This is a genomic window from Marisediminitalea aggregata (assembly GCF_900129565.1).
GTDB classification, from domain to species: Bacteria; Pseudomonadota; Gammaproteobacteria; order Enterobacterales; family Alteromonadaceae; genus Alteromonas; species Alteromonas aggregata.
Map to the genome: position 1 here is coordinate 263,025 of NZ_FQWD01000002.1, position 19,742 is coordinate 282,766.

19 protein-coding genes are annotated in these 19,742 nt (G+C 47.7%); 13 read left to right on the forward strand and 6 right to left on the reverse strand.

Going from position 1 to position 19,742, the window contains the following annotated elements:
• Window positions 1-67: 67 nt before the first annotated feature.
• Together queA and BUB81_RS05290 are read right to left on the reverse strand one after the other, a co-directional pair.
• Window positions 68-1,114 carry a tRNA preQ1(34) S-adenosylmethionine ribosyltransferase-isomerase QueA gene (gene queA, locus BUB81_RS05285; protein WP_073319395.1) on the reverse strand — a complete coding sequence of 349 codons (1,047 nt, stop codon included), beginning with the start codon at window positions 1,112-1,114 and terminating at the stop codon, window positions 68-70.
• Window positions 1,115-1,544: 430 nt separating this feature from the next.
• Entirely contained in the window at window positions 1,545-1,745 is a 201-nt protein-coding gene (locus tag BUB81_RS05290; RefSeq protein ID WP_245819137.1) for a DUF6471 domain-containing protein, read from the reverse strand.
• A gap of 293 nt (window positions 1,746-2,038) precedes the next feature.
• Between BUB81_RS05290 and BUB81_RS05295 the strand changes: the two genes are divergently transcribed.
• The 9 genes from BUB81_RS05295 to BUB81_RS05335 all read left to right on the forward strand — a co-directional run bounded on the left by BUB81_RS05295 (window position 2,039) and on the right by BUB81_RS05335 (window position 8,488).
• A complete protein-coding gene (locus BUB81_RS05295; protein WP_073319401.1) occupies window positions 2,039-2,428 on the forward strand; it encodes a DUF2170 family protein in 390 nt (129 codons plus the stop codon).
• A gap of 17 nt (window positions 2,429-2,445) precedes the next feature.
• Window positions 2,446-3,126, forward strand: coding sequence for a PspA/IM30 family protein (locus BUB81_RS05300; protein WP_073319405.1), 681 nt, complete (start codon window positions 2,446-2,448; stop codon window positions 3,124-3,126).
• Window positions 3,127-3,291: 165 nt separating this feature from the next.
• Window positions 3,292-4,329 (forward strand): potassium channel family protein, encoded by a 1,038-nt coding sequence (locus tag BUB81_RS05305; RefSeq protein WP_175555768.1) that lies wholly within the window; start codon window positions 3,292-3,294, stop codon window positions 4,327-4,329.
• Entirely contained in the window at window positions 4,322-4,966 is a 645-nt protein-coding gene (locus tag BUB81_RS05310) for a YjfK family protein (RefSeq protein WP_073319411.1), read from the forward strand. The genes BUB81_RS05305 and BUB81_RS05310 overlap by 8 nt, the downstream gene beginning before the upstream one ends.
• 17 nt (window positions 4,967-4,983) lie before the next feature.
• Entirely contained in the window at window positions 4,984-5,400 is a 417-nt protein-coding gene (locus BUB81_RS05315) for a DUF350 domain-containing protein (protein ID WP_073319414.1), read from the forward strand.
• A 9-nt stretch (window positions 5,401-5,409) separates the two neighbouring features.
• Window positions 5,410-6,027: a DUF1190 domain-containing protein gene (locus tag BUB81_RS05320; protein ID WP_073319418.1), complete on the forward strand. Its 618-nt coding sequence runs from the start codon at window positions 5,410-5,412 to the stop codon at window positions 6,025-6,027.
• 3 nt (window positions 6,028-6,030) lie between these two features.
• On the forward strand, window positions 6,031-7,197 hold the full coding sequence (locus BUB81_RS05325; protein WP_073319420.1) for a glutathionylspermidine synthase family protein: 1,167 nt from the start codon (window positions 6,031-6,033) through the stop codon (window positions 7,195-7,197).
• Window positions 7,198-7,205: 8 nt separating this feature from the next.
• A complete protein-coding gene (locus tag BUB81_RS05330) occupies window positions 7,206-7,757 on the forward strand; it encodes a rhomboid family intramembrane serine protease (RefSeq protein WP_073319423.1) in 552 nt (183 codons plus the stop codon).
• A 23-nt stretch (window positions 7,758-7,780) separates the two neighbouring features.
• The gene (locus tag BUB81_RS05335) at window positions 7,781-8,488 is read left to right on the forward strand and encodes a VC0807 family protein (protein ID WP_073319425.1); all 708 of its coding nucleotides are present in this window, start codon (window positions 7,781-7,783) and stop codon (window positions 8,486-8,488) included.
• Between the two features lie 108 nt (window positions 8,489-8,596).
• Here the strand turns inward: BUB81_RS05335 and BUB81_RS05340 are convergent, their stop codons facing one another.
• Together BUB81_RS05340 and BUB81_RS05345 are read right to left on the reverse strand one after the other, a co-directional pair.
• Window positions 8,597-9,979 carry an alkaline phosphatase gene (locus BUB81_RS05340; RefSeq protein WP_370241344.1) on the reverse strand — a complete coding sequence of 461 codons (1,383 nt, stop codon included), beginning with the start codon at window positions 9,977-9,979 and terminating at the stop codon, window positions 8,597-8,599.
• 202 nt (window positions 9,980-10,181) lie between these two features.
• Window positions 10,182-11,138: a chemotaxis protein CheV gene (locus BUB81_RS05345; protein ID WP_073319431.1), complete on the reverse strand. Its 957-nt coding sequence runs from the start codon at window positions 11,136-11,138 to the stop codon at window positions 10,182-10,184.
• A 255-nt stretch (window positions 11,139-11,393) separates the two neighbouring features.
• On the opposite strand from BUB81_RS05345, the gene BUB81_RS05350 reads away from it, so the two are divergent.
• The 4 genes from BUB81_RS05350 to BUB81_RS05365 all read left to right on the forward strand — a co-directional run bounded on the left by BUB81_RS05350 (window position 11,394) and on the right by BUB81_RS05365 (window position 17,677).
• Window positions 11,394-12,986 carry an isocitrate lyase gene (locus BUB81_RS05350; RefSeq protein WP_073319434.1) on the forward strand — a complete coding sequence of 531 codons (1,593 nt, stop codon included), beginning with the start codon at window positions 11,394-11,396 and terminating at the stop codon, window positions 12,984-12,986.
• Between the two features lie 324 nt (window positions 12,987-13,310).
• Window positions 13,311-14,249, forward strand: a complete 939-nt coding sequence (locus BUB81_RS05355; protein ID WP_073319436.1) for a LysR family transcriptional regulator — start codon at window positions 13,311-13,313, stop codon at window positions 14,247-14,249.
• A 195-nt stretch (window positions 14,250-14,444) separates the two neighbouring features.
• The gene (locus BUB81_RS05360; RefSeq protein WP_073319439.1) at window positions 14,445-16,619 is read left to right on the forward strand and encodes a malate synthase G; all 2,175 of its coding nucleotides are present in this window, start codon (window positions 14,445-14,447) and stop codon (window positions 16,617-16,619) included.
• 209 nt (window positions 16,620-16,828) lie between these two features.
• Window positions 16,829-17,677 (forward strand): patatin-like phospholipase family protein, encoded by an 849-nt coding sequence (locus BUB81_RS05365; protein ID WP_073319442.1) that lies wholly within the window; start codon window positions 16,829-16,831, stop codon window positions 17,675-17,677.
• A 6-nt stretch (window positions 17,678-17,683) separates the two neighbouring features.
• Here the strand turns inward: BUB81_RS05365 and BUB81_RS05370 are convergent, their stop codons facing one another.
• Together BUB81_RS05370 and BUB81_RS05375 are read right to left on the reverse strand one after the other, a co-directional pair.
• Window positions 17,684-18,700 (reverse strand): NAD-dependent epimerase, encoded by a 1,017-nt coding sequence (locus tag BUB81_RS05370; RefSeq protein ID WP_073319445.1) that lies wholly within the window; start codon window positions 18,698-18,700, stop codon window positions 17,684-17,686.
• A 255-nt stretch (window positions 18,701-18,955) separates the two neighbouring features.
• The gene (locus BUB81_RS05375) at window positions 18,956-19,717 is read right to left on the reverse strand and encodes a S1 family peptidase (protein WP_073319448.1); all 762 of its coding nucleotides are present in this window, start codon (window positions 19,715-19,717) and stop codon (window positions 18,956-18,958) included.
• Window positions 19,718-19,742 lie beyond the last annotated feature (25 nt).

The following is a 19,742-nucleotide window of genomic DNA, read 5'->3' on the forward strand; positions in this document are numbered from 1 at the left end:
GAATTTGGCTATAAGGCACCTGTCGATGTTCAATTGAGGGCGGATTATACCAGCTATTAAGCAGAGATCATGCGTTTGTCGCTTTTTCGATAAACATACTGTCGCCGTAGCTATAAAAACGGTATTCCTGCTCAATAGCCTGCTCGTATGCAGCAAGTACATTGTCTTTACCCGCAAAGGCACTAATAAGCATGATCAGTGTGGATTCCGGCAAGTGGAAGTTAGTAAACATGGCGTCCACAACCTTAAACTCAAATCCCGGATAGATGAATATGTCAGTATCAGATTGATACGGTACCAGCACCTCGCCTTTGCTTGCTTCAAGCGCAGAGGATTCCAGTGAACGGACCGACGTTGTTCCCACCGCAATGACGCGTTTTCCGGCCGCCTTGGTTGCCCGAACGGCATTCACCACGTGCTCTGGAACAATGGCAAATTCGCTGTGCATTTTGTGCTCGAGGATATTATCTACCCGAACAGGCTGAAACGTACCCGCACCGACATGCAGGGTGACGTAAGCAAGATTTACCCCTTTCTGCTGTAAACGCTCCAGCAGCGCATCGTCAAAATGCAGCCCCGCTGTGGGCGCTGCTACTGCGCCAGGCGCCTGGTTGTACACGGTTTGATACCGTTCTTTGTCGGCTTGCTCGTCAGGTCGGTCAATGTAAGGTGGCAATGGCATGTGGCCGTATTGCTCCAGTTGCTCAAGAACGGTCGCATCACCGTTGAACCGGAGTTCAAACAGGGCATCCTGGCGTCCGGTTACCGTGACACTTACCGCGCCTTCCAGCAATAAATCCGTGCCGGGCTTTGGCGCTTTGCTGGCCCGCACATGTGCCAGCGCATTGTTATCGTCAACAATACGCTCGATGAGCACTTCAACTTTTCCGCCGCTAGCCTTCTGCCCCAGTAACCGGGCAGGAATAACACGGGTATTGTTGAAGACCAACAGGTCGCCAGGCTCAACCAGGTCAAGCATTTGCTGAAATTGCTTATGATGTACGTCTCCGGTCGTGCCGTTCAGGTGAAGTAAACGACTGGCGGTTCGATCTGGTGTGGGGTATTTGGCAATTAAATGCTCAGGCAATGTGAAGCTAAAATCTGATAATTTCATGGAAAATCGATACTAATATTGTTTTTTTCTATGTTTGTCCGTGGTTTAACCATTAGACAAAAGGTTAAAAAGGATACAATTAAATTTTTCCGCACTTAATCGTTAAAGTTTACCATATTCTCTGCAAACACACGTAATTACTAGCATGCAGAGAATTGCGCCATTTCTCCCATTAAGTTTAGGTATTTTTTTCTATACTTACGAATGCGCATTTATACATCAAAGCACTTCCCTCAGAACATATTAGGATTACTATATATCCAGAAGCGATGATGTTCTCCCATCTTCCTTTCCTTCTTACCCAGCCGTTTGGCTGGGTTTTTATTTTCAGGAACAGAAAATAGCGTAGTACTTTAGTGTCCGCGTGTTGCCATGATATCGCAGACAGACCCCAACGCCTATTTTCAAACACACCACAGAGTACTTTCGCTCAGTCGTGTTCACCTAACACGGCTTCGATAGTCTCTTTCGATAACGCCCTTGCATTAAGCACAAACAGTATTTGCAACAACAGGTCAGCACCGAGTATGCCTTTATTGACCTTATTTCTCAGGTTATCCGCCGATTGGACAATCCCAATTTCAGCCAGTCTGTCGCTTAAGCCCTGGTACTTCACACCCCGAATCGACATTTCTGAACGTACTATTCGCTGTACCGCTTGTCGCCACTGATTCCGATCCTTCACGAAAGCCCCTTTTGTGAATTATATTTTACATTAACACATCTTTTTACACATAAAGACATAATAATTATTGACGACAAGTGTGCTCTTTGTCTACACTTTGTTGCGTTGTTATCGAGATGGCAACACAACATCATCAGATTCATCAAGCTTTGCCTGCTAATTGTAGCAAAATTGTTGCATCGAACCGATGAATCTGACTAGAGTGGTCGCGTTGACTTTAATCGCTTAGGAGAGACGTTATGGATTGGGATCTGGAAAAACTCGAGTCCCTGTTTACCGACATGGATGACCTGGTTGTCACCCGCGAAAAGGAATGTTTGCTTATAGCTAATCAGGATGGACTGGACGCCTGGCTAGCCATTAGCGGAGAACAAATTATTGTAGAGAGTCTGTTGTTTGAGTCGTCGCAGGTAAAAGACAAAGCGGCACTGGACCACGACATTTTATCTACACACATGCTATTCCCACTGACCACCGTGGCCATCTCAAATATCAACGGTGAAGAATATTACACTGCTTTCGGAGCGCTGAGCGCACAGTCAAAAGCAGAGAGTATTCAAATTGAAGTCACAACGTTATTTCAAAACGTTGCGGCCTTTCTTGATGCGTATGAAACGCACCTGAAATAACCTTTAAGGAGATCATTATGTCTGTGTGGAAAAAACTCATTACTGCGGTAAAAGGTGGCGCTACGGAAGCTGCTCAGGCTGTGGCAGACAGCCAGGCAATCAGAATCCTTGAACAGGAAATTCGGGAAGCGAAAGAAGAGCTACGCAAGTCGGATCATGCGCGCACTCAAATTCTGGCCAAGTGTAAATTGTCGCAACAGAAAGTCGACGGCTTCAATCAATCGATTGCTGAATACGAAGCCCATGCTCGCAAGGCGATCGACACCGATCGTCAATTAGCGCTTGATTGTGCCCAGAAAGTTAGCGAGTTAAAAGAAGAACGCGATCAGGAACAACAATACCTTGATCAGTTTAATGCGTCTGAAGCTAATTTGGCGAAGAACATTCAGCAGGCAAAAGCCAATCTGCGTCGCCTGGAGCAACAGGTTGATATGGTGAAAGCAACGGAAAGCGTTCAAAAAGCTCAGGTTGCCGTGTCATCCCGCCACATGGGAGCCAACAGTAAAATGAAAACGGCAACGGAATCACTGAGTCGTATTCAGGAAAAGCAGAAAATGCGCAGTGCAGAGCTTGAGGCAGCGGAAGAGCTTGCCTCCAACGAGTCTTCCAGCGATTTAGAAAAGCGCCTTGCCGAAGCCGGTATCAAAGGCGGCAGCACGTCTGCTGACGACGAATTGGCAAGAATACTGGGTAAATAAGCGGCTTCATGCTTTATTTCCCCGGCCACAGGCCAACCATTGGGGCAGGCAATCAGTAGCAATACAGGTTGTCATGCCCCTTCTTTTTTTGCGAAGATGTTGATACAGAATTCAACAACACGGACGAATTTCTAACGCATTATGTGGACAAAAATACGACGCGTTATGCTGCACTATTTTGCCGAGTCGAAGTGGTACACCATTGTACTTGCCTCGCTTTTCTATGCGGTAACCTCCTGGTTATTGCTGTGGGCAGCAGAAGAACAATCATTAACAGGCAGTATTGATTTCTTATACTGGCTCGCGGTTACTGGCTCGACAGTTGGCTATGGTGATTTATCACCTCAAACCGATGCGGGTAAATTAATCGTCGCGTTTTATGTCATTCCTCTGGGGTTAAGTATTTTTGCAATGGTCATTGGCCGTATTGCAGCATTTGTTGGAAATCAATGGAGAAAAGGGCTAATGGGATTATCAACACTGTCTGTGACTAATCACATTCTGGTGATCGGCTGGAACGAACAACGTACTTTGCTGTTGTTAAAACTGTTACTGCAGGAACGTGAATCACTGCCGGAAAGACCAGATATCGTGCTTTGTGTGCGAGCGGATATTACCAACCCCATGCCCGGGCAAGTTGAATTTGTAAAAGTAGAATCGTTTAACCGCGATGAAGATATGGACAAAGCTTGCATTGCTGAAGCATCGACCATTCTTATTGATAACCCTCAGGACGATTTAACCCTGACCACCGCACTGTATTGCTCACAGAAAAACCCGTCAGCGCATCAGGTAGCCTATTTTGCTGATGAGAGCCTGGTTGGGTTACTCCAGCAACATTGCCCACAGGTGGAATGCACCCCCAGTGTTGCCGTTGAGATGCTGGCAAAAGCGGCATTTGATCCCGGTTCCAGTACCCTTCATCACGATTTACTGAGTGTGGATGACGACGGACAGGCACAGTTCTCGCTGTCACTGCCAGCCAGCAATGACGCGATGCCCTATCAGCAATTATTCTTCGCTTTTAAGCGCCACTACGATGCCACTTTAATTGGTTATGCGCCATCAGGACGCACGCAGGATGTTACCCTGAATCCGTCTCTTGATACTCTGATCGCGCCTCAAGACAAACTGTATTACATTGCAAAACAACGGATAACCGACATCGATTGGCAAGCCATTACGGAGTCAGACAATGTTTAAGAAATGGTTTAAATCTGAACAACCCAAAAAACCTCAGGCACCTGAAGTCATGGGGCTTTACCTGGGCGGCTCCTTTGAATTAGACGCCCTGAAACTCAAATTAATCACGCCCGAATTGTGTATCGAAAACCCGGCGTCCAAGCACCTTATCCAGGCGGTTGGCCAGGCAGAGCTCGACACCGGTGGAACGCTCCTGCGTTTTTACACCGACGATGACGCCTTTTTGCAAGTTGTGCTCGATGGTGGCATGACTGAAAACCACATTACTGACGTCAAATTGTGGTACTTCTATTCAACCACAACCATTGGCACTGAATCCCAGTGGAAACAATGCCTCGCTGATGGCATTTCAAAGCCGACTTATGAGTTAGAAGGATTCGAGTTTACGCGTATCTGGGATGCCGTAGGCGACGTATCGCCGCCAGTGGCCGTGACCGAAAAAACTTATGAAGAAGATGAAGACGTCAGCGAAACTGACCAGTTTATGATGCTGTACGAAAGACACCTGAGCGACGGCAACACCGAATCTCTGCTAGTTGCTGGCGAAGAAAAAATAGTAGGCCAAAACGCTGACCGCTGTCTGGTGGTGAGTACCGGCTTCGATATTCAACCTGCAGATATCCGTATCAACGGCTAAAAAAAGAGGAAGACAACATGGAAATCGTAATGGATTCACTGGCCGGGTTAGCCAATTTTGCGATGTATTTTGCGATCTCAATCGTGTACCTGTTTATCTTTAAAATAGTGTATGCGTTTGTGACCCCCCACGACGAATGGAAGCTGGTTAAAGAGCAACAAAACGTCTCTGCTGCCATTGGGTTTGGCGGCGCCATGATCGGCTTCAGTCTGGCGTTGGCCAGTGCAGCATCAAACTCACTAGGATTAATCGACTTTACTCTGTGGGGCGTCGTTGCCGTGATTGCGCAAAGTTTTGCCTTTGCATTGCTGCGCTTTACCTTTATGCCGAAAATTGCTGAGCGTATTAACAACAATGAAATCTCTGCGGGTGTTATGTTAGCAGCCGTTTCGGTAGCTGTAGGATTACTCAACGCTGCATGTATGACCTACTAGGAGCGAACGATGAGCCACACACAGAAACGTTCCAAACATATCGCTTTGCACAGTATGCGCAAGGCATTTTCGTTAAAGCCCCTCGCCGTTGGCATTGCAACCGTCTTTTTGTCGGCCTGTGGTGAAGATCGGGATGCATCTAAAATATATGTGTCAGTCGACGACTGTAAACAGGACAATCCGGATGCGGTAGGCCAATGTCAGGCGGCCTTTGAGTCTGCTATTGAAGAACACAACCGCACAGCACCGCGCTTTAATAGTCAGAATGACTGTGAGTATGAGTTCGGCAACGAACGCTGCCAATATGTGCAATCCCAGTCGGGCAGCTTTTTCATGCCCTTTATGGCAGGCTTTATTGTGAGTCGGCTAATGCAGCCTTCCCCCTACTATTCACAGCCTTTGTACACGTCGTTTTCCCCCTACTCCCCGTTTCGGTCACGCTGGGTGACGTCCAATGGCTATGTATTTGATGGCGATATTCGTCGCCGCTCATATTATGCGCCTTCGTCTGTATACAAACCAAAGCCGACAGTAAACCGCACCATTAACCGCGGTGGTTTTGGCAGTACAGTACGCGCCAAGTCAAGTTGGGGCAGCAGCAGTAAATCCAGTGGTTGGGGTGGTTAATTCGTGTTTCGAATGGCATGCCAACCCAGGAGTAACTGGCAGCAGCTGGCCACCGAGTACGGTTTTCATTTTCACACTATGTATGGCCAGCCCTACTGGGACGAATCAGCGTATTACCAGTTTACGTTGAAACAGGTAGAACAGGACATTGAAGACCCTACCGCCGAGCTGCACCAGATGTGTTTGCACGTGGTCGACAAAGTAATTAACAGCGAAGCGCTCATGCAGCGCTTTCAAATACCACAACAACACTGGGATTTTGTTGCCGAAAGCTGGCGTCAGCAGTCCCCGTCGTTATATTCCCGGTTAGATCTGGTCTACGATGGCAAGCATCCCGCCAAATTACTGGAAAATAACGCCGACACCCCAACTTCACTGTACGAAACTGGCTTCTGGCAATGGTTATGGCTGGAACAACAGGTTAATGCTGGCAAACTGTCGCGTGGTGCAGATCAGTTTAATTCTCTGCAAGAGAAACTGGTGAACCGGTTTGCGGCACTGAAACATCAGTACGGCTTCCATCACATTCACTTTAGTTGCTGTCAGGACTCGGTAGAAGATCGCGGTACCGTTCAGTATCTACAAGACTGTGCATCCACCGCAGGGGTCAGTGCTCCCTTTCTTTATATCGAAGAAATCGGCCTGGGTGATACCGGGTATTTTACTGACCTGGCCGATGACGCCATTACACACTGTTTCAAATTATATCCTTGGGAGTTTATGCTCAGGGAGTCGTTTGGCGATGCCTTGTCTGGCGCTGAGGTTGAGTGGTTAGAGCCCGCATGGAAAGCGGTCTTGTCAAACAAAGCGCTGCTGCCCATGTTATGGCAGGAATTTGAAAACCACCCTAACCTGCTTCCCGCCTTTTTTGAAGACGATCCACTGCGTCCACGCCATGGAAAATGGATTAAAAAGCCCTTGTTTTCGCGCGAAGGCGCCAATATCTCATTGATTGATGACTCACAAAAAGCGGTGCCACTGTCGGACGGTCCTTATGGTGAGGAAGGGTTTATATACCAGCAGTTTCATTCCCTGCCTCAATACGAAGGAAATTATGTGTTGATTGGCAGTTGGCTGGTAAATGATGAACCTGCGGGCATGTCGATTAGAGAAGACAGCTCCGTTATTACCCAGGACTTATCCCGCTATTTACCGCATATCATACTTTGAGGTTTTGCATGACGCCCTGGACGATGACAACACAAATTCGCTGGCTCTCAGCAATCGCTTTGAGTTTACTCGGCGTAGAATTTCTAAACCTGATCCTTGCGAATAGTCTGAATCAATTTGGTTTGCGCCCTCGGGATATATCTCACCTGAGCGGAATCGTTACAGCCCCATGGCTACATGGCAGTCTGACTCACTTTGCCAGTAATTTCCTGCCGCTGTTGCTGTTTGCCGGATTAGCCATGCAATGGGGACGAGCCGTATTCATAAAAAGTATGCTGTTAATTTGGCTGGGTGCCGGCTTATGTGTGTGGGTATTGGGTCGCAATGCTACGCATATTGGGGCAAGTGGCATTGTGTACGGCTTATTTGGCTTTTTAGTGGTCGCCGGCTTTTATAGCAAAAAGTTACATTTATTGTTAATTTCACTGGTGATAGCATTTTTATATGGCGGTATGATATTTGGTGTATTGCCGACACAGCGATTTGTATCCTTTGAATACCATTTCTTTGGTTTTGTTATGGGCGTGCTGAGCGCCAGGTTATGGGCCAAAACCGGTTAACCCCAAGAGATTTTAGATTTCCTATGAGTGAAACTTCGCCACAAGCCAATAAGCCAGCTAATCAGGGCTTTCTGCCAAATCTGGCATTTAATATTGTGATTCCGGTACTCGTCATGAGTTACACCAGCTCGGAGGACTATTTAGGGCCTGCATGGAGTATCGTTGCTGCACTCAGTTTCCCTTTGGGTTATGGCTTATGGGATTTGAAGCAAAGCGGGAAAGTAAATGGTTTCTCTATTCTAGGGATTGTCAGCGTACTGCTCACCGGCGGTATTAGCCTGCTTAAGCTACCCGCGGAATATATCGCGATCAAAGAAGCCACAATTCCAGCGATAATCGGCATCGCCGTACTCGTTACCCAAATGACAGACAAACCACTGGTTAAATTACTTATCCTCAACGACCAAATCATTAACTGGCCTCACCTGAACGACGTACTCGACAAACAAGGTAAGCAAGCGGTGTTTGGCGAAAAGGTTAAACACTGCTCGTATATCGTGGCAAGCTCGTTCTTCCTCTCTTCAGCGCTGAATTATATTCTGGCTAAGGTTATTTTGGTCAGTGAGCCAGGTACCACGGCTTACACCGAAGAACTCGGCAGAATGACGGCACTGAGTTATCCAGTAATCGTAGTGCCGTCTATGATCATGTTGGTGGGAGCATTGTGGTATTTATTCAGCCAGATTGGCAAGATAACCGGCGAAGACATAGAAAGTTTTATTAATCAGTAAATCAGGTTCATGCCGTGTGAGATTCGTAAGATTAACGTCACTGCCTATGACCTTACCCCCAAATAAGAACGCCGGCTTTTAGCCGGCGTTTTTCGTATTACATATCCGTTACTGGCAACGCCAGTCTTTTTCAAAATCACAGCCTTCAGCAGAGGTAGGCTTAACCGTTGCTTTTTCCTCAGTCATTGTCTGCTGCGACGCATCAGGCAACAAAGAGAATATCTTTTTAGCAATATCGGTATTGTCGTACTGACCGTAGAAAGACTCATGTCCCTGGCCAAATGCAAATACTTCCACGTCTACGCCTGTATGGCCACCGGTTGTCCAGCCGGTATTTGTGCGAATGTCTAACAGCGATTTGATGCCCGTTTCGATGGCTCGCGTGCTTTTTAATTTTGCCAGTGCAATAATTTGCTTTGCTTCTTCTTCATTCAGAGTGAAGCCTAGCTTTTCCGTTGCAAAAGCGACCGGCTCCGCAGCCTGAGGCAACGCAGCAGCAATAGATGAAGGCGACGCAGTCAGGTGCTTCAGCCATTCTGGTTCCCAAGCGTATTGGCCACGAGCCCCAATTGTCAGACCACCGGTGCTGTGATCAGCGGTGAGCACCACCAGCGTGTCAGGGTTTTCCTGAACGTACTGATACAAATACTCCAGGGTTAAATTGAGATCATGCATTTCAGCCATTGCCGAAGCAATATCATTGGCATGCCCTGCCCAATCCACCTGGCTGGCCTCAACTAACAGGAAAAAGCCATTGTCGTTTTCAAGGTGTTTAATTGCATGTTCAGTTAAGTAAGCAAGACGGTTTTTACGCTTATCATCCAACACCCAAGGTAAGCCGACGGGTGCGAACAGCCCCAGCACGTTTTCGCCGGCGGGAATCGTGGCTAACTTATTGTACGTATCAACATAGGCATAGCCGGCGTCAATGAACTGAGCCGTTACATCACGGTCTTCACGCTCGAAATACTGTGTTCCGCCGCCCAGCATAACGTTCGCAGTAAACTCACCATTGATTTTGTGATCAAAGAAACTGTCTGCCAGGGCATTGTAATTCTTGCGGCTTTCATTATGTGCCATGTAGGCAGCTGGGGTAGCGTGCACAATTTGCGATGTCACCGCTATACCCGTCTTCATACCAAGCGCTTTTGCTTTTTGTAGAACGGATTCAACAGGCTGTTTGTTAACATCAACGCCAATTGCGCCGTTATAGCTTTTTACGCCAGCGGCCAAAGCCGTAGCTGCTGCAGCTGAATCGGTAACAAACCCAGACTCCTGAGCCGGATACGTGCTGGCATTTCCAACGAAAATACGATCAAAAATGACTGATTCCACTTGTGGCGTGGCAGGGTCGTCACGGAAATTTCGATAAGCGGTCGTGTAAGCCGGCCCCATTCCGTCTGATACGATCATGATCACATTCTTCGGTTTCTCGGGCTGATGAGACGTCTTGGGCAATAATGCATCAGACGTGGCATTACAGGCAGTCAAAAAAAGTGTTGCGGCCGCTACCGCAAGCAAGTTCTGTCGCACATTATTTTCCTTTTAGAATTCGGATTACTGAAGTGTATAGCGCCCACTGATAGCATCGAAGTACCAATCCGACGAGCTGATTAAACAACAGGTTAAACGCTGTACCAGTATACCGGGCAAGTTACCGAATTCACATGGAAAATTGTAAAAATCAGACCATTTAGTCTGATTCCTGCAACAACTCTCTCATTCGTTGTTGCACTACGTCTACCAGCATATCGGGCTGAAACTTAGAGATAAAGCGGTTACAACCCACTTTCTCTACCATGGCTTCGTTAAAACTGCCGCTGAGTGACGTATTCAGCGCAATAAATAAATCCGCCATGCGTTCATCGGAACGCACTTCAGATGTTAACCGATAGCCATCCATTTCTGGCATTTCCGCATCGGTAAACATCATCAGTAGCCTCTCGGTGACTTTAATACCTTCATTTGCCCATTCTTTCAGCAGTGCCAGTGCTTCAGCGCCATTGTGACACTCGATGATATCAATACCCAATTGCTCAAGCGTGTCGCGGATCTGCTTCCTGGCAGTTGAAGAATCATCCACAATTAAAATTCGCTTACCTTTTAGGTGCTCAACCACGACAGAATCGAGTACGTCTTCTGAAATAGATACATCGTATTCAACAATTTCTGCCAGCACTTTTTCGACATCGATGATTTCGACTAGCTCTTGTTTACCCCCAATATCAATCTGAGTGATAGCGGTTAGAAAATTGGATTTACCTACACTCTTGGGTGGCGGTTGAATATTTCCCCAGGACGTATTCACTATTCTGACAACATCGCCAATCATAAAGCCCTGTACTGAACGGTTATACTCGGTAATGATGACATTGCGATGCGTGTCGGGCTGATTATTCGTTGCGCGGAAATGAATGGCCTGCCGCAGGTCAATTATGGGGATAGTGAGCCCCCTGTATACTGTGACTCCGCATAGATTGCCGTGAGCGCCAGGCATGGTGTTTAACTTGGGAATGGTAATCACTTCCTTTACTTTAAACACGTTGATCGCGTAAGTGTGCCGGGTCCCCAACCGGAAGAGCAATAACTCTAGCCGGTTCTCTCCCACCAACTTCGTACGCTGGTCTACTGAGGAAAGGATATTACTCATTACATATTCCTGTCGTTGCTATCTCTTAATAATAGTTTTTTTTACTTCATTTGCCCATTAACCCATTGGCTAGTCTGAGATTCATACCTGGTGATAGGAAATCACTCACGCAAACATTCACAAAAATTATGACGATAATGAGCATTATATATTTCTTTTATTTCAAATGTGGGCCTAGGATGGAAAAGAAGTCGATGACAACGCCTCAGGTGTTATCACCAACGCATTTATTATTTTCGTGAAGGAGAGACAGTCATGTCAGATTATCAAAATGCAATCGAACAGGTTGCCACGCTAAAGAGTCAATACAATGGTACTTGGAATGCCATCAGCCCGGAGTTCGCGGCGCGTATGGTTGTTCAGAATCGTTTCAAAACCGGTTTGGACGTTGCTAAGTATACCGCAAAGATTATGCGTCAGGACATGGCCGAGTACGATGCAGACTGTACTCAGTACACTCAATCATTAGGTTGCTGGCACGGATTCGTAGGTCAGCAAAAAATGCTGGCTGTTAAAAAGCACCAGGGTACTACCAAAAAGAGTTACCTGTACCTGTCTGGTTGGATGGTTGCTGCATTGCGTTCTGAGTTTGGTCCTCTTCCAGACCAATCAATGCACGAGAAAACCTCGGTTGCCTCATTGATCGAAGAGCTTTACACCTTCTTGCGTCAGGCTGATGCTCGTGAACTGGGTGACTTGTTCAAGCAATTAGACGCAGCTAAAGCAAACGGCGGCGATGTTGCTGCAATCCAGGCACAAATCGACAACTACGAAACACACGTAGTACCAATCATCGCTGACATTGACGCAGGTTTCGGTAACGAAGAAGCCACTTACCTGCTAGCGAAGAAAATGATTGAAGCGGGAGCTTGCTGTATCCAAATCGAAAACCAGGTATCTGATGCCAAGCAATGTGGTCACCAGGACGGTAAAGTAACCGTTCCTCACGAAGATTTCCTGGCGAAGATCAATGCTGTTCGTTACGCTTTCCTTGAGCTGGGCGTTGACGACGGTGTTATCGTTGCCCGTACTGACTCATTAGGCGCAGGTCTGACTCAGAAGATCCCAGTATCTACCAGCGAAGGTGACCTGGCTTCTCAGTACAATGCATTCCTGCAAACTACGCCAGTTAACTCAGTAGCAGACCTGAACGAAGGTGACCTGGTACTGAAGCAAAATGGCGAACTGGTTAAGCCTGAGCGTCTGCCTAACGGCCTGTTCCGCTTCAAGCCTGACACGGGTGTTGCGCGTTGTGTACTTGACTGTATCACCAGCCTGCAGAACGGTGCTGACCTGCTGTGGATTGAAACTGAGAAACCACACGTTCGTCAAATCGGCGACATGGTTGACCAAATTCGTGAAGTTATCCCGAATGCGAAACTGGTTTACAACAACTCTCCATCATTCAACTGGACACTGAACTTCCGTCAGCAAGTATTTGACGCATGGTCAGAAGAAGGCAAAGACGTATCTGCATACGACCGCGCTAACCTGATGTCTGTAGAGTATGATGACTCAGAGCTGGCTGCAGAAGCTGATGCGAAAATCCAAAGCTTCCAGGCCGATGCGGCTCGCGAAGCAGGTATCTTCCACCACCTGATCACGCTGCCTACTTACCACACTGCTGCGCTGTCTACTGACAACCTGGCGAAAGGTTACTTCGGTGATGAAGGCATGCTGGCCTACGTTAAAGGCGTACAGCGTCAGGAAATCCGTCAGGGTCTGGCGTGCGTTAAGCACCAGGCAATGGCTGGCTCTGACTTAGGTGACACTCACAAAGAATACTTCTCTGGTGACCAGGCACTGAAAGCCAGTGGTGAAGACAACACCATGAACCAGTTCGACTAGTTCCAACCACCAGCCTGCTTTTTCAGAGACGTTCGAGCAGGCTCTTGAGTTTTTTGGCTTCCTTAGGGAAGCCTTTTTTATGTTAAGGGGTAACCCACTTCTCACTGCAAATGAACCCGAGACATGCAATATTCACCTTAATTATTGTATTGAATTCATTCACAAAAAATATCGCCTTAATTAGACACTCCTAAAAATCCTTATTTATCATGACACTATATAAAAACCCTTCATAAGCACTAAGACTAATGGCCTATCTGACAAGCGGTGAAATACGCAGTATAATAGAAAAATAAAATAAACTTGATACGGGCTATTAGATAAATGAATATTGCGAAGGTTGATCTGAACTTATTGGTCTATTTAGACGTTTTATTGAGAGAAGGCAGCGTTACCCGGGCAGCGAATCAACTGAGTATCACTCAACCTGCAATGAGTAATGGCCTGAAGCGTCTGCGGGATTTATTTAAAGACCCTTTATTGGTGAGAACCAGTGATGGGATGACACCTACCAAGCGAGCACTGGAATTACAGCCCATTATTCGCGATGTGCTCAGCAAGCTGGAAAGCTCCATTCAGCCCGAAACGGATTTTAACCCCGCCACCAGCGCCAGAACATTCCGTATCATGACCAGTGACTATGCAGAATCAACGCTGCTGCTCGAACTCGTGGGTCGTCTGGCTGATTGCGCACCGAATATTACGCTGGACCTGATTACACCCAGTGATGTTACCTTCCACGATGTAGAGCAAGGCAAAGTGGATATGGCAATCAACCGTTTTGACGAGTTGCCCTTGTCGTTCCACCAAAAAGTCATCTGGTACGATACGTTTTCCTGTGTCATGAGTAAAACTCACCCACTGGCGAGTCATTACGATTTGGATACCTACCTTAAAGCACAGCATATCTGGGTAAGTAAAACCGGCTTTGGTGTGGGTGTCGGTATCGACCCGAATGAAGTGCAGAAGTTAGGCTGGGTAGATGCGGAATTAACCAAAATTGGTAAACAGCGTGACATACGTGTTTTCACCCGGCACTACCACGCCGCCTTACAAATAGCCAAGCGTCAGAATCTAATTGCAACACTACCCAGTAAGGCCGCAAAGATCTTTAAAGATGATCCGAATATCGTGCTTCGCGAGCCGCCATTTGACATTCCCCCCATTGCACTGAAAATGGCCTGGAGTGCCCTGCTTCATCATGACGCTGGCCACATCTGGTTGCGCAGACTGATTGGCGAAGTCGCAGCAGACATGCAATAAACGATAAACCCGTTGGAATACAACTGGATTAACGACCACCGGGTACACAATGTACCCGGTCCACACATCAACTCTCTTGTTGTAATCCATACTCCAAACATTCACTAAATTTATGGCAAAAATAAGAACCATAAACTTAGAAATTATTTGCATAGCCTCTACACTGATACAAATACATTTCTCCAGGGGACTACTATGCAGGATTATATTCAACGCGGCCGCATGCAGGTTGCGTCCGTTCTCGACAATTTCATCAACGAGCAGGCGTTGCCTGGCTCAGGCGTAGAACCCGCTAAGTTCTGGCAAGGTTTCGAAGCTGTACTTGCTGAGTTTGTTGCCCCAAATAAGGCGTTGCTGGCCAAGCGAGACAGCTTACAAGCTCAGATTGACGATTATCACAAAGCAGGCAAGCCAGCCAAAGGCCCAGAATATAAGCAATTTTTACAAGACATCGGTTACCTGATACCTGAACCCGCAGACTTTAGCATTGAAACCAGCGGTGTAGATGCCGAAATGGCAACCATGGCCGGTCCGCAACTGGTAGTGCCTATTAATAATGCACGGTATGCGCTGAATGCGGCCAATGCGCGTTGGGGTAGTTTGTACGACGCACTCTACGGCACTGACGTCATCAGTGAAGAAGACGGCGCAGGTAAGACAGCCGGCTACAATCCGGTTCGCGGTGCAAAAGTGGTAGCGACAGCCCGTGAGTGGTTGAACACCTTGTTGCCGCTGGCCAATGGCCAACACGAAGACGCGGTTAACTACAGTATTGCTGGTAACAGCCTGTCAGTAAGCCTGAAAGGCGGTGCCTCTGCTTCGCTGCAGGACGCCTCGCAATTTAAAGGCTTTCAGGGCAGTGTTGAAAGCCCAACAGCGTTGCTGTTCGAGCACAACGGTCTGCATTTCGAGATTCAAATCGACAATCAACACCCTATTGGCAAAACCGATCCTGCCGGCGTTAAAGACATTTTGGTCGAAGCGGCACTCACCACTATCATGGACTGCGAGGATTCTGTAGCTGCGGTAGACGCCGAAGATAAGACCCTGGTATACGCCAACTGGTTAGGGTTAATGAAAGGCACGTTGAGTATTACCATGAACAAAGGCGGTAAGTCATTTACTCGCAGCATGAATGCTGATCGTACTTACCAAACAACAGACGGTGAAAGCCTGGTACTGTCAGGCCGCAGTCTGATGTTCGTTCGCAACGTGGGTCACCTGATGACAAACGATGCCATTTTATTCGACGGTGAAGAAGTCCCTGAAGGCATTATGGATGGCGTGATAACCTCGCTTATTGCCAAACATGATTTATTGGGCAATAGCCCCTATAAAAACACCCGCACTGGCAGCATTTATATTGTGAAACCCAAGATGCACGGCCCTGAGGAAGTGGCTTTCAGTAATGCGTTATTTGGCAAGATTGAAGAAGTCGTTGGTCTTGAGCCTTTCACCCTTAAAATGGGGATCATGGACGAAGAGCGCCGCACCAGTGTTAACTTAAAAGCCTGTATTGCCGCCGCTAAACAGCGCACGGTGTTCATTAATACCGGCTTCCTCGACCGCACCGGGGATGAGATTCATACTTCAATGCTGGCCGGCACCTTTGCTGACAAAGCCAGCTTGAAGGCCATGACCTGGATTCAGGCCTATGAGAAAGCCAATGTTGCAACCGGCCTGGCCTGTGGATTGTCGGGTAAAGCGCAAATTGGTAAAGGTATGTGGCCGATCCCGGATCAAATGGCGCAAATGATGACGGCCAAGATTGGACACCCGAAATCGGGCGCAAATACCGCTTGGGTTCCATCGCCGACGGCAGCTACACTGCACGCCCTGCACTACCATCAGGTAGATGTGTTTGGCTTACAGCAAAGCCTGGCGACAGAGCAGTTCGACGGTATCGACGATATTCTTACTATCCCGTTGCTGGACGATGCCGCCAGCCTGACAGATGAGCAAATTCAACGCGAAATAGACAACAACGTTCAGGGGATCCTGGGTTACGTTGTGCGCTGGGTACACCAAGGCGTTGGCTGCTCGAAGGTGCCGGACATAAACAATGTTGGTTTGATGGAAGATCGCGCGACCTTGCGTATTTCCAGCCAGCACCTGGCAAATTGGCTGGCACATGGCGTTATCACAGAGGAACGCGTTCAGGCTTCACTGGAACGTATGGCCAAACTGGTCGATGAACAGAACGCGGCGGATCCTGAATACATTCCGATGACACCGGATACGGCGGCATCCATTGGCTTCCAGGCAGCAAGCGATCTTATCTTCAAAGGGAAAGAGCAGCCCAATGGCTACACCGAACCTTTGCTGCACCAGAAACGCAAAGAAATGAAAGCGGCGCTGCGCAACCAATAAGCATTGTTCGCAAGCAACTAATAAGCGGGCCTTATACCTAAAGTATAAGGCCCGCTTTGTATTTTCTAGGCGTTTCAACTCGATAAACCCATTTTTTGGTATATGCTTTTTAATAGAGCAACAGCGTTTACCCTGACCTGCCCTGATTTTTAAATGGCAAACTGATGAGGTTAATCAGGCGTATTAAGGCTTCCAACGTGGGTGAGTGAATGACAGCAGTAAATAAGATTGTGCCTATTTTTTCCGGCGGCGGTACACGGTTACTGGCGCATATTGGCATTTTGAAAGCGCTAAGTGATCTCGACGTCGAGTTTTCCTCGCTAGTGGGTATATCCGGAGGATCCATTGTCGCGGCCCTTCACAGCTATGGTATGTCGAATCAGGATCTGTACCGGTTAGCCGTCAGCACTGACTTCAGACAGTTTCGTGACTTTTCTATTCTGCGATTACTGAGATACGGCGGCCTTTCCTCCGGGGTCAAGTTTGAAAGATGGATGGACAAGCAGTTAGACGGTATGACGTTCGCTGATGCCCCTATCCCACTCAATATTCTGGCGACCGATGTGAACGGTGGCGGACCGGTCATTTTTAATAAAGAACATACCCCCGATATGCGCGTATCACATGCCGTGCGTTGTTCGATGTCAATTCCGTTGTTATTCAGCTTTAAAGTTTATGAAAAGCACCTGCTGGTTGACGGTGCTATTCTGGCAGAAGACGCCTTGTTCCAGGACTGGCAACGGGACGGAACGCCCAATGTGTGTTTTCGCTTGCGCAGTGAAGCCCGCGAACAACCATTCAATCCCAAGCGCTTTATCTTGCCCCAGTACATTGGCATGCTGATCCGCACGTTTATGACCGCGTTGTCACGGGAGTATGTGCACGCCGAACACTGGCACAACACACTGGTAATCAATACGGGTTCTGCGTCCTCTGTGGACTTTGATATGGACGAAACAGACAAGGAAGCCCTGTTTCAGCAGGGCTATCAAACAGCAATCAACTTTTTACCAGCCAAGTTACAGCGTCTTGAACGCCCTGTAATGACAACCGTTTAACGCAGGTTACACCTGATAAAAGTCACGATACCAATCGACGAACGATTGAACTCCTTGTTCAACCGAGACTGATGGCTGGTAACCCGTGTCAGCGACCAAACGGGACACGTCGGCATAGGTATCAGGCACATCGCCCGGCTGCAGGGGCAGCAATCGTTTGTCGGCATTCACACCCAATGCCTTTTCCAGTGTCTCGATGAAATGCAATAAGTTGACCGGGTTTTGAGCGCCAATATTATACACCCTGAATGGCGCTTTACTGGTAGCCGGGTTAGGATCACTACCTCGCCAGTTGGGATCACCTGTCGCGGTGTTGTCTAATGTTCTGATGATGCCTTCAACAATATCGTCGATGTATGTAAAGTCTCGCCGGTGATTACCGTAGTTGTATACGTCAATTGATTCGCCGGCCAGCATGGCTTTCGTGAATTTAAACAGCGCCATATCAGGGCGTCCCCAAGGGCCGTACACGGTGAAAAAGCGTAACCCTGTGGTAGGGAGCTGATACAAATGGCTGTAAGTATGCGCCATTAATTCATTGGCTTTTTTACTGGCCGCATAAAGACTTACCGGATGGTCGACATTGTGTGACTCCGAGAATGGCATGGTTTCATTGGCCCCATACACAGAACTCGATGACGCATACACCAGGTGTTTAATTTTGTTATGTCGACACCCTTCGAGAATGTTCATAAAGCCGACCAGATTAGCATCGACGTAAGCGTGAGGGTTTTCCAGTGAATAACGGACGCCGGCTTGTGCTGCCAGATGAACAACACAATCGAATTGTTGTGTCTCGAACAAGGCTTCCATTCCGTCGCGCTCTTCAACGCCAAGTTTCACAAACTCAAAACTGCCGGAAAACTCAATATCTTCCAGGCGTTTTAAACGTGCTAGTTTTAAATTGACGTCGTAATAATCATTCAGATTATCGATCCCAATTACCGTGTCACCACGGGCAGCAAGGGTCTGACTTACTGCAGCGCCAATGAAACCTGCGGCTCCGGTTACGAGCACTTTCATTCTAAACTCCTGATATCATAAGTGGTAAGTCAGTGTTACCGCTTTGTCATTCACGCGTCAGATTCACACTGTTATTAGGATCAGCTGAACGTTGCTATATTGTTTGCAGACGATAAACCAACTCGGAGACCATTACCAGCCAGGCTATATGAATGCTTTGTGACGATTTACCAATAGTGCAGCAAAGGGCGAGGCTCAGAGCACAATTCAGGCGCACATGAGCCAGGCTGAAATCATTCTTTAGCCCAGCCCTCTCTAAATATTAATATTATATTTGGCAGCTAATTCACGCAGGTGAACTACAGGGATCGCGTAAGATATGCCAGAGGGTTTGCTCAGCGCATTCTCTTTTCCTTCAGCAACAAATACCTTGTTCATCACGCCGATAACAACACCATCGCTGGCGCGATACATCGCGCTGCCGCTGTTGCCCGGATAGGCCGTCGCATCCAGTTGATAGATCATAAATGTTTGTTTTAACCGGTCCAGCATATTAATAGACAGCTGAGTTGAGTTGTAGGCTGGCATAGCATCGGGCGTTACGGCTGCCACCATGCCACGGTGCGTCGCTGGGTACAGACCCAATACAGCACCAATTGGATAGCCGGTGAACCCAATGATGGTTCCTTCTGGTACATATTCGTCTGTCCCGACTTTCAGCGGTGTCAGCACATCCTCTACTTTCAGGATGGCCAGATCGTGGACCGGATCAATACCGACAACTTCAGCCCGCAGTGTACGGGTGTTTTTTGCATTGCCCACAAAAACAGCTCTGTACTGAACAATTTCCGGATCCAGCGGTTCAGCTATCACGTGATAGTTGGTGGCAACATACTTGCCATTACCAATGACAAAGCCTGTGCCTTGTAGTTGGTTTGAAGGCGCATTCATTGGCGTGTGCAGGCCAATACCAACCACGGAGGGTTTTACCTTCTGAATGACACTTACCCAGTTAATAGCATCCTGCCCATTGGCAACAAAACTGAGAAATAATAGAAAAAAACACAATCTCTTCATTGCAAGTCCTGTCAGTTTTAGTAAG

What these genes read in the sequence shown, in the direction of transcription:
- BUB81_RS05330 (WP_073319423.1), top strand. Translation starts at nt 7,206, where the DNA reads ATGACGCCCTGGACGATGACAACACAAATTCGCTGGCTCTCAGCAATC.
- BUB81_RS05310 (WP_073319411.1), top strand. Translation starts at nt 4,322, where the DNA reads ATGTTTAAGAAATGGTTTAAATCTGAACAACCCAAAAAACCTCAGGCA.
- BUB81_RS05335 (WP_073319425.1), top strand. Translation starts at nt 7,781, where the DNA reads ATGAGTGAAACTTCGCCACAAGCCAATAAGCCAGCTAATCAGGGCTTT.
- queA (WP_073319395.1), bottom strand. Translation starts at nt 1,114, where the DNA reads ATGAAATTATCAGATTTTAGCTTCACATTGCCTGAGCATTTAATTGCC.
- BUB81_RS05355 (WP_073319436.1), top strand. Translation starts at nt 13,311, where the DNA reads ATGAATATTGCGAAGGTTGATCTGAACTTATTGGTCTATTTAGACGTT.
- BUB81_RS05370 (WP_073319445.1), bottom strand. Translation starts at nt 18,700, where the DNA reads ATGAAAGTGCTCGTAACCGGAGCCGCAGGTTTCATTGGCGCTGCAGTA.
- BUB81_RS05375 (WP_073319448.1), bottom strand. Translation starts at nt 19,717, where the DNA reads ATGAAGAGATTGTGTTTTTTTCTATTATTTCTCAGTTTTGTTGCCAAT.
- BUB81_RS05295 (WP_073319401.1), top strand. Translation starts at nt 2,039, where the DNA reads ATGGATTGGGATCTGGAAAAACTCGAGTCCCTGTTTACCGACATGGAT.
- BUB81_RS05290 (WP_245819137.1), bottom strand. Translation starts at nt 1,745, where the DNA reads ATGTCGATTCGGGGTGTGAAGTACCAGGGCTTAAGCGACAGACTGGCT.
- BUB81_RS05345 (WP_073319431.1), bottom strand. Translation starts at nt 11,138, where the DNA reads ATGAGTAATATCCTTTCCTCAGTAGACCAGCGTACGAAGTTGGTGGGA.
- BUB81_RS05350 (WP_073319434.1), top strand. Translation starts at nt 11,394, where the DNA reads ATGTCAGATTATCAAAATGCAATCGAACAGGTTGCCACGCTAAAGAGT.
- BUB81_RS05315 (WP_073319414.1), top strand. Translation starts at nt 4,984, where the DNA reads ATGGAAATCGTAATGGATTCACTGGCCGGGTTAGCCAATTTTGCGATG.
- BUB81_RS05365 (WP_073319442.1), top strand. Translation starts at nt 16,829, where the DNA reads ATGACAGCAGTAAATAAGATTGTGCCTATTTTTTCCGGCGGCGGTACA.
- BUB81_RS05320 (WP_073319418.1), top strand. Translation starts at nt 5,410, where the DNA reads ATGAGCCACACACAGAAACGTTCCAAACATATCGCTTTGCACAGTATG.
- BUB81_RS05300 (WP_073319405.1), top strand. Translation starts at nt 2,446, where the DNA reads ATGTCTGTGTGGAAAAAACTCATTACTGCGGTAAAAGGTGGCGCTACG.
- BUB81_RS05360 (WP_073319439.1), top strand. Translation starts at nt 14,445, where the DNA reads ATGCAGGATTATATTCAACGCGGCCGCATGCAGGTTGCGTCCGTTCTC.
- BUB81_RS05305 (WP_175555768.1), top strand. Translation starts at nt 3,292, where the DNA reads ATGCTGCACTATTTTGCCGAGTCGAAGTGGTACACCATTGTACTTGCC.